The organism is Carboxydocella thermautotrophica, from assembly GCA_003054495.1.
In the GTDB taxonomy this organism is placed as follows: domain Bacteria; phylum Bacillota.
The window spans coordinates 850,901-873,357 of the sequence record CP028514.1; the positions used below are offsets into that span (position 1 = coordinate 850,901).

At 51.2% G+C, this 22,457-nt stretch carries 25 protein-coding genes; 21 read left to right on the forward strand and 4 right to left on the reverse strand.

Features of this window, described 5'->3' with window-relative positions; genetic code table 11:
* The 7 genes from CTH_RS04190 to deoC all read left to right on the forward strand — a co-directional run bounded on the left by CTH_RS04190 (position 1) and on the right by deoC (position 7,159).
* The gene (locus CTH_RS04190; protein ID WP_078664987.1) at positions 1-2,205 is read left to right on the forward strand and encodes an HD family phosphohydrolase; all 2,205 of its coding nucleotides are present in this window, start codon (positions 1-3) and stop codon (positions 2,203-2,205) included.
* Positions 2,147-2,617: an rRNA maturation RNase YbeY gene (gene ybeY / locus CTH_RS04195; RefSeq protein WP_078664988.1), complete on the forward strand. Its 471-nt coding sequence runs from the start codon at positions 2,147-2,149 to the stop codon at positions 2,615-2,617. The genes CTH_RS04190 and ybeY overlap by 59 nt, the downstream gene beginning before the upstream one ends.
* A gap of 11 nt (positions 2,618-2,628) precedes the next feature.
* Entirely contained in the window at positions 2,629-3,000 is a 372-nt protein-coding gene (locus CTH_RS04200; protein WP_078664989.1) for a diacylglycerol kinase family protein, read from the forward strand.
* A 133-nt stretch (positions 3,001-3,133) separates the two neighbouring features.
* The gene (locus CTH_RS04205; protein WP_107753162.1) at positions 3,134-4,822 is read left to right on the forward strand and encodes an IS200/IS605 family accessory protein TnpB-related protein; all 1,689 of its coding nucleotides are present in this window, start codon (positions 3,134-3,136) and stop codon (positions 4,820-4,822) included.
* 250 nt (positions 4,823-5,072) lie between these two features.
* Positions 5,073-5,495: a cytidine deaminase gene (locus CTH_RS04210; protein ID WP_107753164.1), complete on the forward strand. Its 423-nt coding sequence runs from the start codon at positions 5,073-5,075 to the stop codon at positions 5,493-5,495.
* 1 nt (position 5,496) lies between these two features.
* A complete protein-coding gene (gene era / locus CTH_RS04215) occupies positions 5,497-6,393 on the forward strand; it encodes a GTPase Era (RefSeq protein WP_107753167.1) in 897 nt (298 codons plus the stop codon).
* Positions 6,394-6,466: 73 nt separating this feature from the next.
* Positions 6,467-7,159: a deoxyribose-phosphate aldolase gene (deoC, locus tag CTH_RS04220; protein ID WP_078664992.1), complete on the forward strand. Its 693-nt coding sequence runs from the start codon at positions 6,467-6,469 to the stop codon at positions 7,157-7,159.
* On the opposite strand, the gene CTH_RS04225 is transcribed toward deoC, so the two are convergent.
* Positions 7,156-7,590: a DUF2889 domain-containing protein gene (locus tag CTH_RS04225; protein WP_078664993.1), complete on the reverse strand. Its 435-nt coding sequence runs from the start codon at positions 7,588-7,590 to the stop codon at positions 7,156-7,158. The two genes, deoC and CTH_RS04225, sit on opposite strands and share 4 nt — an antisense overlap.
* 107 nt (positions 7,591-7,697) lie before the next feature.
* Between CTH_RS04225 and recO the strand changes: the two genes are divergently transcribed.
* Positions 7,698-8,561, forward strand: a complete 864-nt coding sequence (gene recO / locus CTH_RS04230) for a DNA repair protein RecO (protein ID WP_078664994.1) — start codon at positions 7,698-7,700, stop codon at positions 8,559-8,561.
* Positions 8,470-8,847, forward strand: a complete 378-nt coding sequence (locus CTH_RS04235; protein WP_159071823.1) for a DUF4342 domain-containing protein — start codon at positions 8,470-8,472, stop codon at positions 8,845-8,847. Before recO ends, CTH_RS04235 begins: the two co-directional genes overlap by 92 nt.
* A gap of 60 nt (positions 8,848-8,907) precedes the next feature.
* On the opposite strand, the gene CTH_RS04240 is transcribed toward CTH_RS04235, so the two are convergent.
* Positions 8,908-9,822: a DUF5667 domain-containing protein gene (locus CTH_RS04240; protein WP_107753169.1), complete on the reverse strand. Its 915-nt coding sequence runs from the start codon at positions 9,820-9,822 to the stop codon at positions 8,908-8,910.
* 345 nt (positions 9,823-10,167) lie between these two features.
* Here CTH_RS04240 and glyQ point away from each other — a divergent pair, with 345 nt between their 5' ends.
* From glyQ to CTH_RS04285, 8 genes are all read left to right on the forward strand, one after another.
* Positions 10,168-11,052 carry a glycine--tRNA ligase subunit alpha gene (glyQ, locus tag CTH_RS04250; protein WP_078664998.1) on the forward strand — a complete coding sequence of 295 codons (885 nt, stop codon included), beginning with the start codon at positions 10,168-10,170 and terminating at the stop codon, positions 11,050-11,052.
* A 4-nt stretch (positions 11,053-11,056) separates the two neighbouring features.
* Positions 11,057-13,138, forward strand: a complete 2,082-nt coding sequence (gene glyS, locus CTH_RS04255) for a glycine--tRNA ligase subunit beta (RefSeq protein ID WP_107753171.1) — start codon at positions 11,057-11,059, stop codon at positions 13,136-13,138.
* A 136-nt stretch (positions 13,139-13,274) separates the two neighbouring features.
* Positions 13,275-13,544 carry an AbrB/MazE/SpoVT family DNA-binding domain-containing protein gene (locus CTH_RS04260; protein WP_078665000.1) on the forward strand — a complete coding sequence of 90 codons (270 nt, stop codon included), beginning with the start codon at positions 13,275-13,277 and terminating at the stop codon, positions 13,542-13,544.
* Positions 13,537-13,959 carry a type II toxin-antitoxin system VapC family toxin gene (locus CTH_RS04265; RefSeq protein WP_078665001.1) on the forward strand — a complete coding sequence of 141 codons (423 nt, stop codon included), beginning with the start codon at positions 13,537-13,539 and terminating at the stop codon, positions 13,957-13,959. Before CTH_RS04260 ends, CTH_RS04265 begins: the two co-directional genes overlap by 8 nt.
* 116 nt (positions 13,960-14,075) lie before the next feature.
* Entirely contained in the window at positions 14,076-15,314 is a 1,239-nt protein-coding gene (locus CTH_RS04270) for a DUF438 domain-containing protein (protein WP_107753173.1), read from the forward strand.
* A 212-nt stretch (positions 15,315-15,526) separates the two neighbouring features.
* A complete protein-coding gene (locus CTH_RS04275) occupies positions 15,527-17,386 on the forward strand; it encodes a methyl-accepting chemotaxis protein (RefSeq protein ID WP_159073816.1) in 1,860 nt (619 codons plus the stop codon).
* Positions 17,387-17,467: 81 nt separating this feature from the next.
* Positions 17,468-18,322, forward strand: a complete 855-nt coding sequence (locus CTH_RS04280) for a bifunctional 5,10-methylenetetrahydrofolate dehydrogenase/5,10-methenyltetrahydrofolate cyclohydrolase (protein ID WP_107753177.1) — start codon at positions 17,468-17,470, stop codon at positions 18,320-18,322.
* Between the two features lie 16 nt (positions 18,323-18,338).
* Positions 18,339-18,971, forward strand: a complete 633-nt coding sequence (locus CTH_RS04285; RefSeq protein WP_078665005.1) for a cyclodeaminase/cyclohydrolase family protein — start codon at positions 18,339-18,341, stop codon at positions 18,969-18,971.
* A 1-nt stretch (position 18,972) separates the two neighbouring features.
* On the opposite strand, the gene CTH_RS04290 is transcribed toward CTH_RS04285, so the two are convergent.
* Positions 18,973-19,383, reverse strand: a complete 411-nt coding sequence (locus CTH_RS04290; RefSeq protein WP_078665006.1) for a hypothetical protein — start codon at positions 19,381-19,383, stop codon at positions 18,973-18,975.
* A 56-nt stretch (positions 19,384-19,439) separates the two neighbouring features.
* A complete protein-coding gene (locus tag CTH_RS04295; protein WP_107753179.1) occupies positions 19,440-20,156 on the reverse strand; it encodes a 4Fe-4S binding protein in 717 nt (238 codons plus the stop codon).
* A gap of 92 nt (positions 20,157-20,248) precedes the next feature.
* Between CTH_RS04295 and CTH_RS04300 the strand changes: the two genes are divergently transcribed.
* The 4 genes from CTH_RS04300 to argR are packed head-to-tail and all read left to right on the forward strand — an operon-like array spanning position 20,249 to position 22,447.
* Positions 20,249-20,617: a type II toxin-antitoxin system PemK/MazF family toxin gene (locus CTH_RS04300; RefSeq protein WP_078665008.1), complete on the forward strand. Its 369-nt coding sequence runs from the start codon at positions 20,249-20,251 to the stop codon at positions 20,615-20,617.
* Positions 20,617-21,426, forward strand: a complete 810-nt coding sequence (locus CTH_RS04305) for an NAD(+)/NADH kinase (RefSeq protein WP_107753181.1) — start codon at positions 20,617-20,619, stop codon at positions 21,424-21,426. The genes CTH_RS04300 and CTH_RS04305 overlap by 1 nt, the downstream gene beginning before the upstream one ends.
* The gene (mnmM, locus tag CTH_RS04310) at positions 21,419-21,985 is read left to right on the forward strand and encodes a tRNA 5-(aminomethyl)-2-thiouridylate-methyltransferase MnmM (protein ID WP_079906990.1); all 567 of its coding nucleotides are present in this window, start codon (positions 21,419-21,421) and stop codon (positions 21,983-21,985) included. The genes CTH_RS04305 and mnmM overlap by 8 nt, the downstream gene beginning before the upstream one ends.
* Positions 21,986-21,991: 6 nt before the next feature.
* A complete protein-coding gene (gene argR / locus CTH_RS04315) occupies positions 21,992-22,447 on the forward strand; it encodes an arginine repressor (protein ID WP_078665011.1) in 456 nt (151 codons plus the stop codon).
* Positions 22,448-22,457: the final 10 nt, after the last annotated feature.

The following is a 22,457-nucleotide window of genomic DNA, read 5'->3' on the forward strand; positions in this document are numbered from 1 at the left end:
ATGAACTGGCAAGAACAGTTACGCAACCTCTTGTTACGGGGATATGTCAGGAAGCTGTGGGAACAAAAAGAAGTGCGCCGGGCACTGCTGGCCGGATTTTTTTTCCTGGCCTATTTTGTCGTCCTCAGTGTTAATTTTCTGCCTGATAACATTAATTTGAAAGTAGGGCAGGTAGCACCAAAAAACATTTTTTCACCAAGCAGTGTGGTTTATGTGGATGAGAAAGCCACCGAAGCCAGGCGGCAGGCAGCGGCTGCCACTATCGTGCCGGTTTATGACCAGAATGTAACGGTAGCCAGTAAACTGGAGGAAGAAGTAACCGGGTTCTTTGACCAGATTCGCCAGGCCCGGCAACAGACCCAGCTGAATTTGACGGACAAGCGTCTGCTGGTGGAAAAAACCCTGACCATCCAGGTTCAGGACCAGGAAATCGAAATGCTGTTAACGGCCGATGACCGGACTATTGACAGTCTGGAGCAACAGGCTCTGCAGCTATTGCGCCAGGCCATGACCCAGGGCGTGCCAGAAGACAAGCTGGAAACGGAAAAAGAGCGGCTTCGCCGCCAAATAGGCGACCTGGGACTGAAAAAACCATACCGGGACTTACTGGTGCGGCTGACGGCCAATATCCTGCGGCCCAATCTGATTATCAACCAGGAGGAAACCAAACGGCGCATCAATGAGGCCCGACAGGCTGTGCCGCCGGTAACCAAGTCGGTATTGCAAAATGAGCTGATCATTTCCAAGGGGGAAAGAGTAACCCAGGAAACCCTGGAGAAACTACAGGCAGTGGGATTGATGCGGCCTAAGTCCACCTGGCCGGTTTTGCTGGGCATTGCCTTGATGCTGGCTCTCAATTTTGCCCTGACTCTGGCCTATTTGATTTATTTTCGCCCTGATCTGTATCACAATGAGAAACAGCTTTCCCTGCTGGCACTGATAGGGTTGATCAGCCTCCTGATTATTCGGGGCTTTTTGGCCCTCAATTTCAGTGACCGACCTGAAATCAATGTCCTGAGTGCCTATATGGTTCCAGTAGCTGCGGCTTCCATGCTGATAACAGTCCTTTTGGACAGCCAGCTGGCCCTGTTAATTACCCTTTTGCTGAACTGGTGGCTGGGAGTGCTGTCAGGATTTCAACTGCGCTTTGCCCTGGTGGGATTGGTCAGTGGCATTTTTGCCATCTATGGCCTGCGGCGGGTGACCCAGCGTTCCGATCTGGTGAAAACAGGACTGATGCATGTGGCACTATCAGCGGTGGCGATGATTATCTCCGTCTGTCTGGTAACGGATGTCAGTCCTACCCTGACCGGAGTGGCCATTGCCTATGGAGTGGTGAACGGGGTGCTCAGTGCCGTACTGGCAGGAGGCTTTTTGCCTTTGCTGGAATCGGCTTTTGACCTGACTTCACCCATGCGATTGCTGGAAATTACCAATCCCAATGCCCCTTTGTTGAAGGAGCTCTTGATGGAAGCACCGGGCACCTATCATCATGCCATTATCGTCGGTAATCTGGCTGAAGCAGCGGCCGATGCTATTGGGGCTGATTCTCTGGTCTGCCGGGCCGGTGCCTATTATCACGATGTGGGGAAAATTCAGCGACCGGGCTTTTTTATCGAAAACCAGATGAGTGGAACTAACCCCCATGAACGGATTGCACCGTCTCTATCCACCCTGATCATTACTTCCCACGTTAAGGATGGGGTGGAACTAGGCCGGAAATATCGCCTGCCCCAGGCAGTACTGGATATAATCGCCCAGCACCACGGCACCTGTTTGGTCAGCTATTTCTACCACCGGGCCAAGGAGGCTGACCGCCTGGAAACGGTACAGGAAGAAGACTACCGCTATCCAGGGCCCAAACCCCAGACACGGGAGGCTGCCATAGTCATGCTGGCGGATTCCGTTGAAGCAGCGGTCAGAGCCAAAATGCAGGCTGGCCAGCTGGCAGGCCTGGGCCCTCTGGAAGGGTTTGTGCGCAAGATTATCAAGGAAAAACTGACTGATGGCCAGCTGGATGAGAGTGATTTAACCCTGCGGGATCTGGAAAAAATCGCTCAGGCCTTTATGAAGGTATTAAAAGGGATAGTCCATGCCCGCATTGAATATCCTGAAGAATTGAAAGGATTGGAAAGGGGCAGTGCCAATGCCGATTCAGATCGAGAATCTCCAGAGCCAGCGGGAAATAACAGCGGAAATGCTTGATACAATCCGCCAGGTGGCGGAATACACCTTGCAAATCCATGAAGGTACAGAAGGAGCAGAGGTCAGCCTGGTGCTGGTGGACGATGAGGAAATCCGCCGCCTCAACCGGGACTACCGCGGCAAGGATATGCCTACGGATGTGCTGTCTTTTGCCCAGCGCGAACGGCTGGAAGAAGAGCCGGAGTTTACCTCCCCTCTGGAAACAGAAGTGCTGGGCGATGTGATTATCTCGGTGGAAAGGGCCGAAGAACAGGCCCGGGATTATGGTCACAGCCTGAAGCGGGAACTGGCTTTTTTGACTGTGCATGGAGTCTTGCATCTCCTGGGCTATGACCACCAGACTGAAGCCGAGGAAGCGGAGATGCTGGAAACACAGAGGGAAGTACTGAATGCCCTGGGTATCCACCGTTAGGAGCATTGGGTATGAGAAACCGCAATCTTTTACAGAGTTTTGCCTGTGCCTGGCAGGGGCTGTTATATGCCCTTAAAACCCAGCGCAATATGCGCATTCATCTGCTGGCTTTCATTCTGGTGATTGCCTTTAGCTTTATCCTGCACCTGAGCCGGGGAGAATTTTTATGGATCTGGCTGGCAGCTACCATGGTAATTTGCCTGGAACTGGTCAATACCGCTTTAGAAGCGGTGGTAGACCTGGCAGCCGGGCAGGAATGGCACCGTCTGGCAGCTATTGCCAAAGACGTGGCCGCCGGGGCGGTGTTGCTGGCAGCTATTCACGCTATGTTTGTCGGCTTACTGGTATTTGGCCCCCGCCTACTGGCTTTATTCAGCAGATAGAGGAGGTGCAGCAGCTTCAGAAAACTAGACTATAATTGATTGTATTTAACTGTTTTGCTACAATAAAAAAATGGAACTATTATCCATTGGTGAAGCAGCAAAGTCTGGCAGGGTTTCGGGGAGTTGATCAGGAATGCCAGAGAAACACGAGAAGAACAAATTTAGCATAACTGTGTGCGGGGAGTTTTTTCCGGAGATTTACCCGGCTCACCGGTCTTCGAAGTGGAGCCGGGGCGAAGAAGACCCGTTGACTACGGAGATGCGTCTCTTCTGTGCCTGTATGCGGTGGGCCTTTAACCGGCTCCTGGAAGGTGCTTCCCGCCATGAAATCAAGAAGGCAGGACAAGAACTTTTCGGGCTGAACTCCCGCTATGCGGATGATGCCAGACTTAAAGCACAGGCCCTGCTGGACTCCCAAACAGAACTGCTGGAGTTAGAAAATGAAGAAACAGAAAAGAAACTGGGCCGGGCCAGAAAGAAGCTCAGCCTGGCTATGAGGAAACTGGCGAAGGCAGAGGAAAAGGGGGCTGCTTCAGAAGTTATTGAAAAGCTCCGCCTGGCAGTCAAGGGGCGGAACAAGCGGGTGGTTTCACTGGCAAAAAGGCTGGCTGAACTGAAGGATTACCGGGAGAAGGGTACAATACCAGAGGTAGTCTTTGGGGGCAGAAGGCTGTGGGAAAAGGTCTGCCAGGGCCGGGCCGCCCGTGAAAAATGGCGGCACGCCCGCAGGAATCGCCTCTACTCCCGGGGAGACGAGAGCAAGGGAGGCAACCCCAACATTAAGATATTTTATGACGGACAGGACTTCCGCCTGGCTGTTTCCCTCTCCCACCTTTCTGAACAGACAGGCATAGATAAACTTGGTCGCCCCAGGATGAGCCAGGCCCCCAGGGTTGAGGGCAAGTTGTGGCTGCCGGAAAAACACCGGAAACTGGTGCAGATATGGCTGGCCATGAAGTTACCCTATGCGGTAGAACTGATCCGCACCCTGGAAGGACGCTATTTGGTACATTTGACATTTGAAGTGGTCAGGGTGCAGGAACCGGACTTTGCTAAAGGTTGTCTGGCTATAGACACAAACCCTGATGGGGTAGCCCTGTGTAACGTTAGCGCTTCCGGCCAGCCGGAGCCGTGGCCGGAGGGTTTAAATATTCCTTATCCCGGCAATCTGGGCAAATACGAAGGAGAGTTTCAGGTTATCCCTTACCCGAACGGCTTTCTTTATATCAGAATACCAGACTTAGCCTATGCTTCCAGCTTCCGGCGTAGCTACCTGATAGGCGTTTTAGCCAGAGTAGTGGTAGATATAGCTTTCTTTTCAGGCAAACCCATTGTTTTAGAAAATCTGAACTTTAGCAAAGACAGGCTGGACACTAATAAAAGGTTTAACCGCATGGCTTCCAATTTTCCATTTGCGAAAATGGTAGGAGCAATGTATCGGAGAGCGGTAAAAGAAGGGGTGCCTTTCAAGTTAGTATCACCCCGGCACACGTCCACCATAGGTTACTGGAAGTATATGAAACGTTACGCCGTTTCAGTGCATTGTGCGGCGGCACTGGTTATAGGTCGTCGGGCAATGGGGTTCAGGGAACGGGTGACTGAAGAACTCAGGCAACTGGTATCGCAAATCAAGCAAAACCTGACCCGGAAGGTTAATCCTGATAGACCTGGGGAAGGAAAAGGGATGACCCGTGGGGTCAGGGCCTGCTTGAGGCGGCTGGGGGAGAGGCTTTCTGTGCATAACGGGCTTGCCCAGAGTGAGCAGGAGGCGTATAATTCCGTCTGGCCTGACCTGAAGTTATTGGCCCTGTCCGTACGGTGACCCCGTTTAGCCGGTATCGGAGAAACCGGTAGGCGTCCTAACAGGACGCGGGAGGCGGAGTTATACTCCCACCGGGAGGTCAGCATAAACCGGTGCAGTACTCCCGTCCGGGTGGAACTCCCGGGCCGAGGTCCCCTGTCGCCCTGCCCCGCGGGGGCAAATCAAGTATTCGGAAAGGAGGCGAAATCCTGGTCTGGGGGCCAACTTGGCTGGAGATAAAAACAGTCAAGTTTTTTGAACCAGGATTGACATGAAACTAACGGAACAGCAAATCCAGCAGCTGATCAGTGAAGCCATTGCAGCCCAGCAAAAGGCCTATGCACCCTATTCCCACTTTCGGGTAGGGGCAGCGCTGCTGGGTAAATCTGGCCGCATATATCAGGGCTGCAATGTGGAAAATGCCTCTTATGGTTTGACCAATTGTGCTGAGCGGACTGCTATTTTCAGGGCTGTTGCGGAAGGAGAAAGGGATTTTGTGGCGCTGGCTTTGGTGGGAGATATAGCTGAACCCTGCTCCCCCTGTGGCGCTTGCCGCCAGGTGATGGTGGAATTTAACCCTGACCTGCAGGTGATAATGGCAGCACCGGACGGAAGTTACCGCCTAACCACGGCTGCCCAGTTATTGCCGGGATTTTTCAGCCCCCGGGCATTGCCCGCAGGAAAGGAGGAGTAAGATGGCTTTTCGTTCCGGTTTTGTAGCCATTGTCGGACGACCCAATGTAGGTAAATCCACTTTGATGAACAGTGTGGTTGGGGAAAAAGTGGCCATCATGTCCGATAAGCCTCAGACTACCCGCAATAAAATTCGCTGTATTTATACTACAGATAGCGCTCAGGTCATTTTTGTTGACACTCCCGGAATCCACAAGCCCAAACACCGGCTGGGGGAAGTATTGAACCAAGCTGCCCTCTCAACCTTAAAGGAAGTGGATGCCATTCTCTTTGTAGTGGAAGCTACTGCCCAGCCCGGACCAGGGGATGAATTCATTATCGAGCACCTGGTGAAAGTTAATACTCCGGTGTTGCTGGTAGTTAACAAAATCGATCAGTTGCCTGATAAGCAGGCGGTTTTGCCGATAATCGAAGCCTACCGTGATTTGCTGCCTTTTGCTGAAATCGTCCCTGTATCAGCTCTTTACCGGGACAATCTGGACCGGCTGGTAGAAGTCCTGTTCAACTATTTACCGGAAGGGCCGATGTATTATCCTCCGGATATGGTAACTGATCACCCGGAACGTTTTATTGTGGCAGAAATAATTCGGGAAAAAATCCTGCATCTGACCCGGGATGAAGTACCCCATTCCGTAGCTGTTGAAGTGGAGGAAATGAAGGAACGGTCCAGCAATCTGGTGTATGTGCGGGCCAATATCTATGTGGAACGGGAATCCCAGAAAGGCATTATTGTCGGCCATCAGGGCCGGATGTTAAAACAGGTAGGACAGCTGGCCCGTCAGGATCTGGAAAATTTGCTGGGTTCCAAACTTTATCTGGATTTATGGGTTAAAGTGAAAAAGGACTGGCGCAACCGGGAACAAATTTTACGGCAATTTGGCTACCGGGAGGAGGATTAGACAAGTTTTTGTCTAATTCTTTTATGGGTGTAAAAGTCAGACATCTGTCATCTTACAAAGGAGGAGTATCGAAATGAACACCAGAGAAATCGCTGCTATGATTGACCACACTTTATTGAAACCGGAAACCACACCGGAACAGATTATTAAGCTCTGTCAGGAGGCCCGGGAGCATGAGTTTGCCTCGGTTTGCGTCAATCCCGCCTATGTGGCTCTGGCAGCCAGAGAGCTGGCTGATAGTCCGGTCAAAGTCTGTACTGTGATTGGTTTTCCGTTAGGAGCCAACCGTCCTCAAATCAAGGCCCAGGAAACAGAACTGGCTATCCGGGAAGGGGCCAGGGAAGTGGATATGGTTATCAATATCGGGGCGGCTAAGGCCGGGGACTGGCAGCTGGTAGAGGAGGATATCCGGGCTGTGGTGGCTGCTGCCCGGAATCTGGAAAAGGAAGCGGGGCAGATTATCGTCAAGGTAATCATTGAAACCTGCCTGCTCACTGATGAGGAAAAAGTAAAAGCCTGCCAGGCGGCGGTAAACGCCGGGGCAGACTTTGTCAAAACTTCCACTGGATTTGCCGGTGGCGGGGCTACTGTGGCTGATGTGGAATTGATGCGCAAGACGGTAGGACCGACCATCGGAGTTAAGGCATCCGGCGGGGTGCGCAACTTAGAACAGGCCCGGGCCATGATCGCTGCTGGAGCCAATCGCATCGGTACCAGTAACGGAGTAGCCATTATGGCCGGATTGACTGTAAACGGTGGCTACTAATCACTGGGACGGGGCGGATAGCCGACACAGGTTCCGGCCAGTTCCCTGGCCACTGTCTCCAGGGCTTCTTCCTCGCTGCTGGCACCGCTGACCAGGTGAGTATTGATGACCAGCGGCAGAAAAGCTGCCAGCAGATTTTTCATGTTAATACAGCCTTCACTACCACTGAACAGCTGGTTAAGGGTGCGGTTCAGGCCGCGAGCTACCCGCACTCCCACCAGCTGTTTTAGTTTGGTTTCAATCAGGGGGCAGTAGGGGCTGGGGGTACGGTGGAAGCTGGCCTCTACCCTGGTGATTTCATAGTCCGGTAAGCCAATGAATAACAGTAATCTGATGTCATGGTAGCGGTCACAGATGCTCAGTTCAGCCTGGATAACCTCAGAACTGATTTTTTTGAAATCTGCCTGCATGGTACGGGAAAATTCCGCCATTTCTCTCTCCTCCTCCCTTTTCTTTATCTTAAAGTTCAACACCGGGTTTTATAATCCTGCTCTCTTTGTTAAAATATAAAATAAGATAAGAAACGGAGAGAAGGATAATGGCACTGATTCAAACAGAAGGACTGGTACTGGCAGTCAAACCCCAGTCCGAGGCGGATTTACTGGTGACCCTGTTTAGCCGCGAGCTAGGAAAAGTGCAGGTAGCAGCCAAAGGGGTAAGGAAGGCAGCCAGCCGCCGCCGGGCCCTGGCTCAGCCTCTGATCCATGCCCGCTATTTACTTTATGAAGGCTCAAATTATCTGCATTTGAACCAGGGCGAGCTGATTTCTGCCTTTCCGGAGCTCAGACAGGACCTGGAAAAGCTCCTTTCCGCCCAGTATTTGCTGGGGTTATGGGAACGGGTCCTGCCCCTGCGTCAACCGGCCCCGCGTCTGTATCGATTGCTGGGGGCAGCTCTGCATTTGCTGGCTCCTTTAGATACCAGCCTGGTTTTAACCTATGTAGAAGCCCAGTTTTTGCAGGTGCTGGGACTAAGGCCAGAGGTTAACCACTGTGTCCAATGCCGGCGGCCACTAGGGGCGGGTAAATCCTGGTGGGCCCTGGCTGCGGGAGGACTGCGCGGGGAATGCTGTGGCCCACCCTATCCAGGAGCAGTTTTGCTTTCACCCCGGTTGAAAAGGCTTTTGCGGTGTTTCTTTTATCTGCAGCCAGCGGAATTGGCTGCTCTGGAGGTATCTGCCGCGGAACTGGAGGCTATTCATCAGCTGCTGGCCGAACATGCCAGCCAGCATTTGGAAGGTATAAAACTGCAGCGACCCCTGATAGACCTTTCGGCTCCGGTTATACTAGGGGATGAAAGGGGGAATCAGGATGGCAATGGAACTGTACGAAAAAATGGATATTCTGCGGCAGAAAACAGGGGTGACTTATCGGGAGGCCCGGCGGGCCCTGGAGGCGACTAAAGGGGACCTGGCAGAAGCCTTGATCTGGCTGGAAGAACGTCGGCCACAGCTGCGGAAAAAACCGGCTTTGAAGCGTTTGCGCAGTGTACTGCAGTGGTCTGCGGAAACCAAAATCCGGATTAGCAAAGAGGGCAAAGTGCTGGCTGAACTTCCGGCGGCAGCAGGAATAGCCGCTTTGGGTTTAACTTTAACCAGTGCCAGGGCGGCATTTATCGGGGCCCTGGGAATTTCTGCTTTACTGAATCGAGGTTATCGACTGGAAATGGAATTAAATAATGAAAGATAACAGCCTGGAATAACAGACGGAGCCGGTCTCCTCAAAAGGAGCGGCTCCGTTTTTGGCTGGTTAGCGATTGGACTCTTCTTCATTATATTCCTTTTGAGTGTCATCATTATTATTTTCACCGTTTTTTTCCTCTTTGTCATCTTTTTGGTTCGCCGTTTCTGTTAATATTTCTGTTTTCGTTTCTATGGTTGTATCTGTTTCAAGTTTATTCTCATCTTCATCATTAAGACTATCTTTTTCTTTTTTCTTTTCTTTTTCAGTTTCTTTTTTGGTTTTCTCTTTCATTTCTTCTTTTGCTTCTGCTTGTTTTTCAATAGCTTCATTCAGCTTGTCCTGAGTCTCTTGCAGGTTTTCTTGTGCTTTTTCTATAGCTTCAGGATTACTGGTGTTAATAGCTTCATTTAAAGCTTTTTCAGCTGCTTTAACTTCCTGTTTAGCTTGTTGTAATTCTTTGTGTGAACTGACAAATTCTTTAATTAATTCCAGACGGTCTTTAACATCTTCGAGATTATCACTGGCTTCATCTGGGGCTTTTGCTAATACCTGGTTGAGAGTATCTACACTCTGTTGTTTTACCTCTTGGATTTTGGGCGAAATTGTTGTTGCTACTTCTGCCGGCAGTTGAGTTTGCATATTTTCCAGGGTCTGTACAGTTGTTACAAGGTCAGCGGTTGCTTTTACTGCTAAATCATATTTCCCTGCTGCCTGCATCGTTTTAGCTTCAGCCATACGCTCCTGGGCCAGAGTGGCTAATAATTCTGCTTTAGCCTGTTCAGAAAAGGTAATTGCTAATTGCAGTTGTTCCAGGAATCTCTCGAGAGGGTAGAGCCAGCTGTCAGGAGTAACACCGGCCTCAGCAGATTGTTGAATTACCGGGGGACTGGACACAGTCTCGGCGGCCCAGGTCAATCCAGGGGTGGTAACTGCCAGGGCTGTCGATAAAGCGATACTGAGCAATTTTCCAGAGTTTTTCATATTTCATCCCTCCGCTTCTCTATTTGTCATCAAATAATACGGATAAAAAGAGGTATTTTAGGGGGCTACTTGACAAAAAAACAATTTTTTTGTTTAATAATCTTCAAGTACAACCATTCCATATTTGCGCAGCGAGGAACAGGAGGAGTAACCATTTTAAGCCTGCCAAGCGAACCGGGGAGGGTGGAAGCCCGGTCAGGGGGGATGGTGAAGGGCGCCTGGGAGCTGCAGTTAAAGAGGTGGACCGCATTAGCGGTCAACCAGGGTGGAACCGCGGGTAGCAAGCCCGTCCCTGGCCTGATGGGCCGGGGACGGGCTTTTTAGATTGACAAGGAGGTTGATGCTATGAATTTTCAGGACATGATCCTGGCCCTCAATAAGTTCTGGGCCGAACAGAACTGCATCATTCAGCAGCCCTATGATGTGGAAAAGGGTGCTGGTACTATGAATCCTGCTACTTTTTTGCGGGCATTAGGACCTGAACCCTGGAATGTGGCTTATGTGGAACCTTCCCGGCGGCCCACGGACGGTCGCTATGGGGAAAACCCCAATCGTCTGCAACATTATTATCAGTATCAGGTGATCCTCAAACCCAGCCCTGATAATGTGCTGGATATCTATCTGGACAGTTTGCGGGCTATTGGCATTGATCCAGCCCAGCATGATATCCGCTTTGTGGAGGACAACTGGGAAAGTCCCACCCTGGGAGCCTGGGGTCTGGGCTGGGAAGTCTGGCTGGATGGCATGGAAGTAACCCAGTTTACCTACTTCCAGCAGTGTGGCGGGATTGATTGCCGTCCAGTTTGCGCAGAGATTACTTATGGTTTGGAACGCCTGGCTATGTTTATTCAGAAAAAGGACAATGTCTTTGACATCGAATGGGTAAATGGCATCACCTACGGCGATGTCCATCATCAGGGCGAAGTGGAACATTCCCATTATAACTTTGAAATCGCAGATACCGACATGCTCTTCCGCCTTTTCGATATGTATGAACAGGAAGCCAAACGGGTGCTGGAGGCCGGGTTTGTCCTGCCTGCCTATGACTATGTCCTCAAGTGTTCTCATACCTTTAACCTGCTGGATGCCCGGGGGGCTATCAGTGTTACCGAGCGGACCGGTTACATCGCCCGGGTGCGCAACCTGGCCCGTCTCAGCGCTCAGGCCTATATTGAACAGAGAGAGCGGCTGGGCTATCCTTTGTTAAAACAGGCGAAACAGGAGGGATAAGGGAATGACCAGGGAGTTTTTGCTGGAAATAGGCACAGAAGAAATACCGGCTAAATTCTTGCCCGGAGCCATCAAACAGCTGGAAGAACTGGCCCAGAAGGCCCTGGATAAAGAGAAATTAACTTATGAGCAAATCCGGGTCTGGGCCACACCGCGTCGGCTGGTGTTGAATATCACCGGTCTGCCGGAAAAACAGGCCGATGTGACCGAAGAAGTGAAAGGGCCGGCAAAAAAAGCGGCTTTTGATGCTGAGGGCAAGCCCACGAAAGCAGTGGAAGGTTTTGCCCGCAGTCAGGGAGTAGCCCTGGCTGATCTGCTGTTCAAAGAAGTGAACGGGGTGGAGTATGTTTTTGCCCGCAAGGAAATCAAAGGGCGCAGTACCGCTGAGGTGATGACTGAACTTGCCCCTACCTTCATCAGTGGCCTTTCTTTCCCCAAGCCCATGCGCTGGGCCCATTATGATTTTCGTTTTGCCCGGCCTATCCGCTGGCTGCTCTGTCTGCTGGATGACCAGGTGCTGGAATTTAAGCTGGAAAACCTGGTGAGTGGCCGCCTGACTTATGGCCACCGGGTGCTGGGTCCAGGCCCCTTCACTGTCAACCATGCTTCTGAATACCGGCAGCTATTGCTGGAGAAAGGCTATGTTATGGTGGATCAGGAGGAACGGCGGCGCCAGGTCTGGCAGCAGATTCAGGAGCTGGCCGCCCGGGAAGGGGGACAGGTGGAAGAGGATGTGGACTTGCTGGAAGAAATCATTCACCTGCTGGAATATCCCACTGCTCTTTGCGGCAGCTTTGAACCGGAATTTTTGCAACTGCCCGATGAAGTCATCATCACTCCCATGAAAGAACATCAGCGCTATTTCCCGGTCCGGGACCGGCAGGGCAAACTGATGAACAAATTCATCACTGTCCGCAATGGCACTGCTGATTACATCGAGATCGTGCGGGAGGGCAATGAAAAGGTGTTGCGGGCCCGTCTGGCTGATGCCCGTTTCTTCTATGAAGAGGACCAGAAACAACCCCTGGCTGCCTATTTGCCCAGACTGGATAAAATCGTGTTCCAGGAAAACCTGGGGACACTGGGGGAAAAGGTGCAGCGCATTCAGAACCTGACCTCCTACCTGGCGGAGACCTTGCAGGTAGTGGCGGAGGAAAAGGAAATTGCCGCTCGCACTGCCCGGCTGGCCAAGGCAGACCTGGTCACCAGCATGGTTTATGAGTTCCCCGAACTGCAGGGGATTATGGGCCGCTATTATGCCCGCCTGTCAGGCGAACGGGAAGAAGTGGCGCAGGCCATTTTCGAGCATTATTTGCCCCGTTTTGCCGGGGATATGCTGCCTGCCAGCATAGCCGGGGCCCTGGTTAGCATCGCTGACAAACTGGATACCATCGTGGGCTGTTTTGCAGTAGGTATTCAGCCTACCGGTTCCCAGGACCCCTATGCATTGAGACGGCAGGCCCTGGGTATCTGCCATATCCTGCTCCAGCGAGGCTGGCATCTGGACTTACCGGCAGCTATCAGTCAGGCTTATGCAGGTATTGCTGATAAACCTGGTCTCAAGCTGGACCGGGAAAAAACCGTTGTGGAAGTAATGGAGTTTTTCCGCCTTCGCCTCCGTTATATCCTGATGGAAGATGAAGGCCTGGCCTATGATACAGTGGATGCTGTCCTGGCGGCCGGTTATGCTGACCTGACCGCTGTGGCTGAACGGGCCCGCGCTCTGGCCAAAGTCCGGCAGGAGGCGGATTTTGCTGATGTGCAGACGGCTTTCACCCGAGTGGTCAATCTGGCCAAAAAGGATGAAGGCGGACAAATAGTAAAAGAGTTGTTGCAGGAACCGGCGGAGCAAGCGCTACTGGCTGCCTGGCAGGCTTTCCGGGAGGAAAGCGAGGAGCTCCTGCGGGCTGGACGCTATGAAGAGTGGTTCAAACAGGCTTCCCAGCTGCGGCCGGTGATTGACCGCTTCTTTACCGAGGTGATGGTCATGGCCAAAGAGGAGGATTTGCGCCGGGCCCGGCTGGCCCTGTTACGGGAACTGGCCGCTGATTTAAGTGCGGCTGCGGATTTGAGCAAACTGGCTTAAAAGGCAATCCCTGTCCTATTGGGGCAGGGATTTTTTTGTACAGGCATGGCATGGGCGAGAGCTGAGGTGTCTCTTGTTTTATGTCAATACGCATCATATAATATGTATATACAATTGATGAAAGGACGGTTTTCAAATGGAAGTAAGAAAAATATATAAAGCAGGGAACAGCTATGTTATTTCAATTCCAAAACAAGTTATTAAGTTACTGAATCTTAAAGTAGGAGACCAAATTTTATTTAAATGGCAACAGGACCAGGTAATACTTACACCGATAGTCAAAAAAAACAAGATTGAGGTTATTCGTCGAATTGCTGGTTGTCTGGCAGACCAAGAAGAACTGGTTCAGGATTTATTAGAGATCAGGGAGCTGGAATCAGACCGGGAGGGAACGGTCCTTGAGTAAGTTTTTAATAGATACAAATATAATAATTTACTTAATGAAAGGCGAGAAGGAAGTTATAAATTTTTTTGAAACTATTTTACAGGATGAAAACAATGAGCTAATATTTTCGGTTATCACAGTTACTGAAATCTTTTCCAGACCAATTTCTGAAAAAATCAAAGCAGCTGTTAATGAATTTTTAGCTTTAGGTACGGTAATAGATTTGAATCAGGAGCTGGCGCTGCTGACCGGGGTTTTGCGTGCAGAAATGTATCAACAGGGTCGAAAGGTACCGAAATTACCTGATGCTGTTATTGCTATGACAGCAAAAGTTACGGGAGCGGTACTGATTACCCACAATGTTAAAGATTTTAATCAGATTCCAGATTTGCAAATTTGCGACCCGTTTCAAGCCGAATATGATGAGGCAGACTAGACATATAATTTACCTGCTGTGATGAAAAACACATTTCCTTTCGTCAGCGGCCACAGCCTAATTCCGACTAAAACGGTAAACTATAAACAGAATCAGGGACGAAAGGAGAGAGCAAGATGAGTGAACTGATCGATAATGGCAAAGAAAAACGCCAGCAGCTCAAGGAAATTATCCTGGCCCTGCATGCTGGCAAAGACCCGGAGGTATTGAAAAGGGAGTTTAAACATCTCCTGGAGAAAGTAGGAGCCAGCGAAGTAGGGGCCCTGGAACAGGAACTGATCGCCTCCGGCGAATTGAGTGAACAGGAAGTGAAGCGGTTATGTGATGTCCATGCTGCCCTGTTCCAGGAGGGATTGGAGAAGCAAGGGCGGCCGGAGGAGGAACCGGGCCACCCGGTACACACCTTCAAGCTGGAAAACCGGGCCATTGAACAGGTTGTGGCTGAAGAGCGAAAAATTATTGACCGCCTGGCTACAGCAGAGCCCGAAGAGCTGAAGGAACTGCTGGCAGAGTGGCGACAGGTTCACAGCAGTTTAATGGAGATCGAAAAGCATTACAGCCGCAAGGAAAACATAGTTTTCCCCTATTTGGAGCAACATGGAATTTCCGGGCCTTCCAAGGTAATGTGGGCTGTCCATGATGATATCCGGGCTCTGCTCAAACAAGTCCGTCAGTTTTTGGCCAGCCCACCGGCAGAAAGGGAAGAAATAGTAGCTTTTGCCCGGAAGGTAGCCTTACCCGCTCTGGAAGCAGTAACCAGCATGATTTTTAAAGAAGAAAATATCCTCTTTCCTATGTGTCTGGACAAATTTACTCCGGCTCAGTGGCAGGCCATTTATGACCAGAGCGATGAAATCGGTTATACTCTGATTGAGCCAGCACAAAAATGGCGGGCAGCGGGGCTTGATGTCGCGGCAACTCAGGCGGAAGGCCAGGTTGCGGCGACAGGGAAGTTAAAAGTCGGTGTGGGGGAGTTGACTTTAGAAGAAATTACCCTCATATTCAACCACCTGCCGGTGGATATTACCTTCGTAGATAGAGATGATGTAGTGCGTTACTTCTCCCAGGGCCCGGAACGCATTTTTGCCCGTACTCCCGCTATTATCGGGCGCAGGGTGCAGAACTGCCATCCGCCTGACAGTGTGCATATAGTGGAGAAAATCCTGGACGATTTCAAGCACGGTCGGCGCAATAAAGCCGAGTTCTGGTTGCCTTTCAATGGCATGTATGTTTACATTACCTATTTTGCAGTGCGCAATGAGAAGGGCGAATATGCTGGTACCCTGGAAGTAACCCAGAATATCAAGCCTTTGCAGGCCATTAGCGGTGAAAAGCGGATACTGGATGAAAATTAAATAAAGACTACAATTTAGCCCTCGTTCAACTGGAATGAGGGCTTGCTTTTTTACCACTATGTTGTCACTGAACAAAAGTTGTCGAAAAAACCATAAATTTGCAGGAAAAAGTTTAGCGGTGAAGAATATATAAAATAAGATTGCAACTTATTGAACAAATTTGGCTGGCGGAAAGGCAGCGGGTATGGAAATCCAGAGAGGAGAGAATGGAAGTGAGTTACTGGACAATCAAAAGAAAATTGCTTGTCACATTCTTTAGCTTATTAGCGGTAGCGATCATACTCAGTATAAGCAGCTTTATCAATATGCGTAAAATGCATGAGATCTATGGTGAAATAATTAGACAGGATATGCCAGCTGCGCTAACTGTCGCGGAACTTCGGGGGGATGAATTAAATTTGCGCGGACTGGTCAGAGCCTACATGCTCTATGGGAACGAGGATTATGCCAGTCAGTTTACGGAGATGCAAAAGGAATGGGATGTAACAGCTGGTAGATTGGAAAAAGCGCTTGTTTCTCAAGCGGAAATTCAGAAACTCGAGCAGTTGAGAGCTGAACATAAAGCCTATGTGACGATCTGTCAGGAAATCATCAGTGCTTTTCGCAATGGCAATAAACAGAAGGGTATGGAACTGGCCCAAAAGTCTTTACTCTACGCCAAAGCCTATGATCAGATTAGCAGTGAATTGATTGGGCTGATTGAGCAAGAAGTGAAGAGGGCAGTGGACTCAGCTCAGCAAACTTCAATTCAGGCCAATCTTATCAATATTTTTATTACCCTGGTCGGTCTGGTCCTGGGTCTGCTGACTGCCTGGCGCATGGCTAATAAACTCTCCCGGCCTGTGGTTGAACTGGCTGCCACTACCGAGCTAGTAGCTCAAGGGGACCTGGCAGTTAAAATTCCGGAAGTGCAAACTGAAGATGAAATCAAGATTCTGTCCGGCAGTTTCACCACAATGGTAGAAAACCTGCGGCGATTGCTGGGCAATTTGCAAGATTCAGCCCAGCAGGTAGCAGCAACTGCCCAGCAACTGAATGCAGCAGCAGAAGCGGGAGTGTCGGTTTCCACCCAGGTTGCCCGCTCCATAACGGAGCTGGCAGCAGCTAACAATCAGCAGTGTGCTACTGCCGGAAACGCAGCGGTAATGATGGAACAGCTGAACAATGCTATCGACCAGATTGCCCGGGGGGCTCAGGAACAGGCACTGAACGTTACGCAAATGGCGGAAATGATTAATCAGATGGTCAAGGGGGTAGAAGAGGCCAGTCAGAACACGGCCCAGGTGGCCCAGGTAGCTACCCGCACGACCGAAGTGGCAGAAGCCGGGGGAAGGGCGGTAGAAGAAACCATCCGGGGGATGCACCGGATTCGCAATGTGGTGCTGGAATCGGCAGAAAAAATCCGGGAGCTGGGGCATTACTCCGAGCAAATCGGCCAGATTATCCAGGTGATCGACGAGATTGCTGAACAGACCAACTTGCTGGCATTAAATGCAGCCATTGAGGCAGCGCGGGCCGGGGAACACGGCAAAGGCTTTGCTGTGGTGGCAGATGAGGTGCGGAAGCTGGCGGAACGATCCAGCAAAGCTACCAAGGAAATCGCCAATCTGGTCAATACTATTCAGAGGGGCACTGCCCAGGCTGTAACAGCTATGGAAAGTGGAACCGAAGAAGTGGAAAATGGCGTGCAGCTGGCTGATGCCGCTGAGAAAGCCCTCAAGGAAATTATCACCATGATTGAGCAGGCCAATGAACAAATGCAAAATCTGTCTGCCGTAATTGAACAGATTTCGGCCGGGACAGGGGAAGTGTTGAAAGCGGTAGACAGCGTGGCTGCAATTACCGAAGAAAACAGCGCCGCTGCTGAGGAAATGGCGGCTTCCAGTGAACAGGTGCGGGATGCCATCGGTCAGGTACTGAGTAGCTGTGAAATCAGCTCCAGCAATAGTGAAGAAATCAGCGCTTCTACAGAAGAGCTGAATGCTACTTCCGAACAGATCAGCAATGCAGCTCAAAATCTAGCTCAACTGGCCAGTCAGTTACAGAGCTTAACGACCAAATTTAAATTATAGAATAGTTTGACAACTCAGCAGGAAAAATTCCCTTCCCGTAGAATATATACGGTTGAAATCATTGGGAGGGGAGTGATTTGAGTGGCTGCCAATTTAATCGATGGCAAAGCCATTGCCGCTACCATCAGGGAGGAAGTGGCGGCGGAGGTCAGCAAATTGAAAGAAGAGGGGATCAACCCCAAACTGGCAGTGGTGCTGGTGGGAGATGATCCGGCATCGGTGGTCTATGCCAACTCCAAGAAAAATGCCGGGACCAAACTGGGATTTGAATTTGAACTTTTCCATCTGCCCGGCTCCACCCAGGAAGAAGAGGTTATCGCGCTGATTGAAAAACTCAACGGGGATGAAACGGTCCACGGTATCATGGTGGAACTGCCCTTGCCCAAACACATCAGCAAGGAGCGGGTGATGAAAACCGTTTCTCCTTTAAAGGATGTAGATGGGGTACATCCCATCAACCGGGGCTACATACTGAGCGGGGAGGAGGGCCTCTTTCCTGCCACTCCGGAAAGCTGTATTGAGGTGATTAAGCGCTCTGGCCTGCCGATTGCCGGTAAACATGCTGTAATCGTGGGTCGGGGTGAAACAGTGGGTAAACCCCTGGTGTTCATGATTCTGAAGGAAAATGCTACGGTTACTGTATGCCATAGCCGTACCCCTGATCTGGCCTATCACACCCGCCAGGCGGACATTCTCATCGCCGCTGTGGGTAAGGCCAAAATGATCAAGGCTGATATGATCAAGCCAGGAGCAGTGGTAGTAGATGCCGGGATCAATGAAATCGATGGTGGCATCTGCGGGGATGTGGACTTTGAAGCAGCAAAAGAAGTAGCTGGCTGGATTACACCCGTACCCGGTGGCGTGGGTAGCCTTACCACAGCTCTGATTTACCGGAATGTGCTGAAAGGCATTCGCCTGCAGCGCCAGCAACAATAAAGGGGGTACTGGTTGGATGAGTCACGTTTTTGACCTTTCTGTGCGCGAATTTTTGAAAGTAGCTGCTTCTGACAGCCCAACCCCAGGGGGTGGCAGTGTCTCAGCCCTGGTAGGCAGTCTGGCAGCATCCATGGTTTCAATGGTGGCCAATTTGACGGTAGGCAAGGAAAAATACAAGGATGTAGAGCCGGAAGTTAAAGAAATTCTGCAGGAAATTCAAGCAGTAATGGCTCGCCTGGAACAACTGACTGCTCAGGATATTAAGGAATTCGGCAACTTCATGGAAGTATTGAAAATGCCCAAAAACACTGAAGAAGAAAAAGCCCTGCGGGCAGCCAAAATGCAGGAAGCTCTCAAAAGCGCTACTGACACGCCGCTGGAAATCGCCCGGGTTTGCTTAAAGGCCCTGGAGCTGGCCGACCGTTTGAGTGGAATTGGCAACAAGGGAGCTATCAGCGATGTGGGAGTAGGGGCTTATGTGGCGGAAGCGGCTTTAAATGCTGTTTTACTCAGCGTGGACATCAATTTGCCCATGATCAAGGATGAGGCCTATGTTGCCCAGGCCAAAGCCGAACGGGATCAGCTGGTGGCCCGGGCCCGGGAACTGAAGGAAAAAGCGGTGGCAGTGGTACAGAGCCGTCTGGCCTAGGTCAATAGAGCTGGGACATTTCCTCCAGCAGCTGCTGGGCCCAGCGGGTAAAATAGCCGGTTTTCAGCACTTGCTGGCAGTGGAAAAGGCATTTTTCCACTGCCTTCTGTTTTGTCAAAACCTGGTCAGAATAGAGCTGGGCCAGATTGGCATGAATGTGGGCCAGATCTGCCTGTAAGCCCTGCTTTTCCGCCAGCTGCCAGGCAAAGTGCAGGATGAACTCACAGAAATCCCAGTGTCCATGGGGCAGAGCATTGGCTGCTGTAACCCAGAGAAACTGGCAGGGGCGGCGCAGGGTTTGGGTGTAGACAGGGTCGGCAAAGCCATAACTTAGCAGCAGTTGCTTGTGTTCGGGGAGCAGGGAAAAGTAAAAAGGCAGTAATCCCAGCCGTTTCAGGTGGCGTAAATACATGGTTTGGCCTCCTTATGCGGATAAGTCAGGGATATCCTGCCCTTTTTCCCGTTCTTTTATTCCTTTTCCCAGGCGGCACAGGGGCCAACGGAACATTTGCCACAGACATCACAGATGCCAAGGTGAGTGAACCGGGCTGCTACCTCCAGTAGACGACTATAGCATTTTTGCTTGTCCAGCCCCGTTGCGGTCAAGGCACCGACTGGACAGACCCGCCAGCAATAGCCACAATCAAGACAGGGCTCTGGTGGCGGTGCCGGGGGCAGCTGGGTTGACAGCCAGTCGGGAGGGGCATCAGTCACCAGACTGCCAAAGCGCCCGGCACAGCCAGCTGCCGTGATGGCCTGCTGGTGGCGGCCAAAGACAGCCAGACCGGCGGCAACTGCCAGGCTTTTGTGGGACCAGGGAGCAGTCAAGGTCTTTTCATCAAAATTATGGGTAGCCGGTTGCCAGGCAGCATGATAACCTGCCTGTTCCAGCCAGTGAGCAATGGCCTGGTTAAATTGGCCGATTACCTGATTGGTCCGAACATAATATTCTGCCCAGAGGGGAGCGGTATCAGGTTGCTGGCGATTGGCAGCAATCACTTCTGGCGGGAAAGGTAGAAAATAAATGAGAATAGTCCGGGCTGAAGCCAGCAAATCTACGGGTTGAAGGTGATAGGGTAGATGATGATAAAGCTCTCCTAGCCCGGGATCGTCAACGGGCAGGAGGGCGAAAAGAGGAGGTCGGTAGAAACTGGCCCAGGGAGAAAAGAGGGTAGCTAAACTCATGTGAAAGCCTCCTTGCGTTGCTGTTTTTTACTATATTATAATTAAACAGAAGCAGGGTCAATTTTATTTGCCCGGAAAGGGGACAATAATTTATGAATGGACTGGAGATCAAAAGAGGAGATATCGTGCTGGCCCGGTATTTTTTTAACGACCGGGAGCGGACAGGGCCGGTACTGGTGATTCAGAATAACTGGGGCAACCGGGTCAGCCCGCTGGTAATTGTGGCTCCCATTGTACCCTGTAAACCGGGGGATTGTCTGGATGATCCCCTGCAAGTACCACTGGGGGCAGAGAATGCGGCAGAAACGGGTTTGAAAAACAGTTCGGTCTTGCTTAACGTTATTCTCACCATCGAACGCAAGCGTTTACTGGAGATAATCGGGAGACTGCCCGGGCGGCTGGTGCCCAAAATCGAGGCAGGTCTGAAATTTTCCCTGGGCCTGGAGCAAGGAGGAAACTGATGAAAAACAAAACCGTTGGTTTAATTATTAACCAACAAAAAATGGGAGCAGTGGAAACAGGAAACTATCTCCGCACTCGTCTCAAGGAGCTGGGCTGGCAAATCGACCAGGAGGAGGCAGATTTTGTCCTGGTGTTAGGAGGGGATGGTACCCTCCTGCAGGCCGCAAGGGACCTGGCACCCCGGGGTATCCCTGTTCTTGGTATCAATTTCGGCCAGCTCGGTTTTTTAACGGAAATCGAGGTACATGACCTGGACTGGGCCCTGGAGCGGCTGGCAGCAGCTGCCTACCGGATCGAGGAAAGGATGATGCTGGAGACCCGGGTACAGCGACAGGGAAGGCTGCTGGAAACCGCTATTGCCTTAAATGACGTGGTAGTGACCAAGGGGGCTTTTGCCCGCCTGCTGCCACTGGATATTTTCGTCAACCGGGAACATGTCTCCACCATACCCGCTGATGGGATTATCGTGGCTTCTCCTACTGGTTCTACTGCCTATTCCCTGTCCGCAGGCGGGGCCATTGTCCCACCCCATCTGGAAGTGCTGCTGATTACCCCGATCTGTCCTCATTCTCTTACTTCCCGGCCCATGGTAGTGGGGCCTGAAGCCGAAGTCATGATCAGAGTGGGTCATTATGAGGGACAGGCTATGTTGACCGTGGATGGACAGCATGGAGTAGTGCTGGAACCGGATGATTTGATCTGTGTGCAACGGGCTGGGGTAAGAGCGCGGTTTATCAAGTTAACGGACCGCACTTTCTTCCAGGTCTTGCGCCAGAAACTGAAAGCGGGTGACCGGTGCAATGTCTAGTCCATTGGCAGGAGCGGTGGCTCTCAGCCACTTCTGGTTGGCTCAGGTAGTACGGCCAGGCGACCGGGCGGTGGACGCGACCTGTGGCAATGGCCATGATACGCAGTATCTGGCTGAACTGGTGGGGGAAAACGGCAAGGTCTGGGCCTTTGATGTTCAGGAGACAGCTATTAGCAATACCAAAGAGCGGCTAGAGGCAGCCGGACTGGCTGCCCGGGTAGAACTGATTCCGGATGGGCACCAGCATCTTAAGCGGTATGTTTCAGAGCCGGTCAAGGCAGTGGTTTTTAATCTGGGTTATTTGCCAGGCAGTGACAAAAGGGTGATTACCCTGGCCGAGACCACCCTTAACGCCCTGCAACAGGCAGTGGAACTGCTTTTACCGGGAGGAATAATTGCCATTGCTATCTATACAGGTCACGCTGGCGGTGAGGAGGAAGCCCGGGAGGTGGAGAGCTGGGCAGCGGCTTTACCCAGATGTTATAATGTTTGGTCACAGCGGCTGTTGAACCGCTCTCAGACAGCGCCCTATTTATTACTGGTGGAAAAAGGAGGATAATTGGCGATGAAGGCAATGCGCCAGCGCCTGATTTTAGATATCATTGAGGAGAAAGTTATTGAAACCCAGGAGGAACTAGCGGAGGAATTGCGGGCCCGTGGCATTGAAGTAACTCAGGCCACTGTGTCCCGGGATATCAAGGAATTGCGCCTGGTCAAGATTCCCACCGGAGATGGGACCTATCGCTATGGTTTGCCCCGGGATTCGGTAATTGAGCACAGTGAAGAGCGAATGCGCCGTATTTTTCTTGATTCCGTAGCTCATATAGACCACTGTGATAACCTGATTGTCATCAAAACCTTGCCGGGAACCGCCCAGGCGGTGGCCTCCACCATTGATGGGGCTCAGTGGGAGGAAATCATGGGGACGGTAGCCGGTGATGATACTATTCTGGTTATTGTTAAACCCAAAGAGGCAACTGAACAGGTGGTAACCCGTTTTAAAGAGATGATGCTGGGATAGGGGGTAGCGA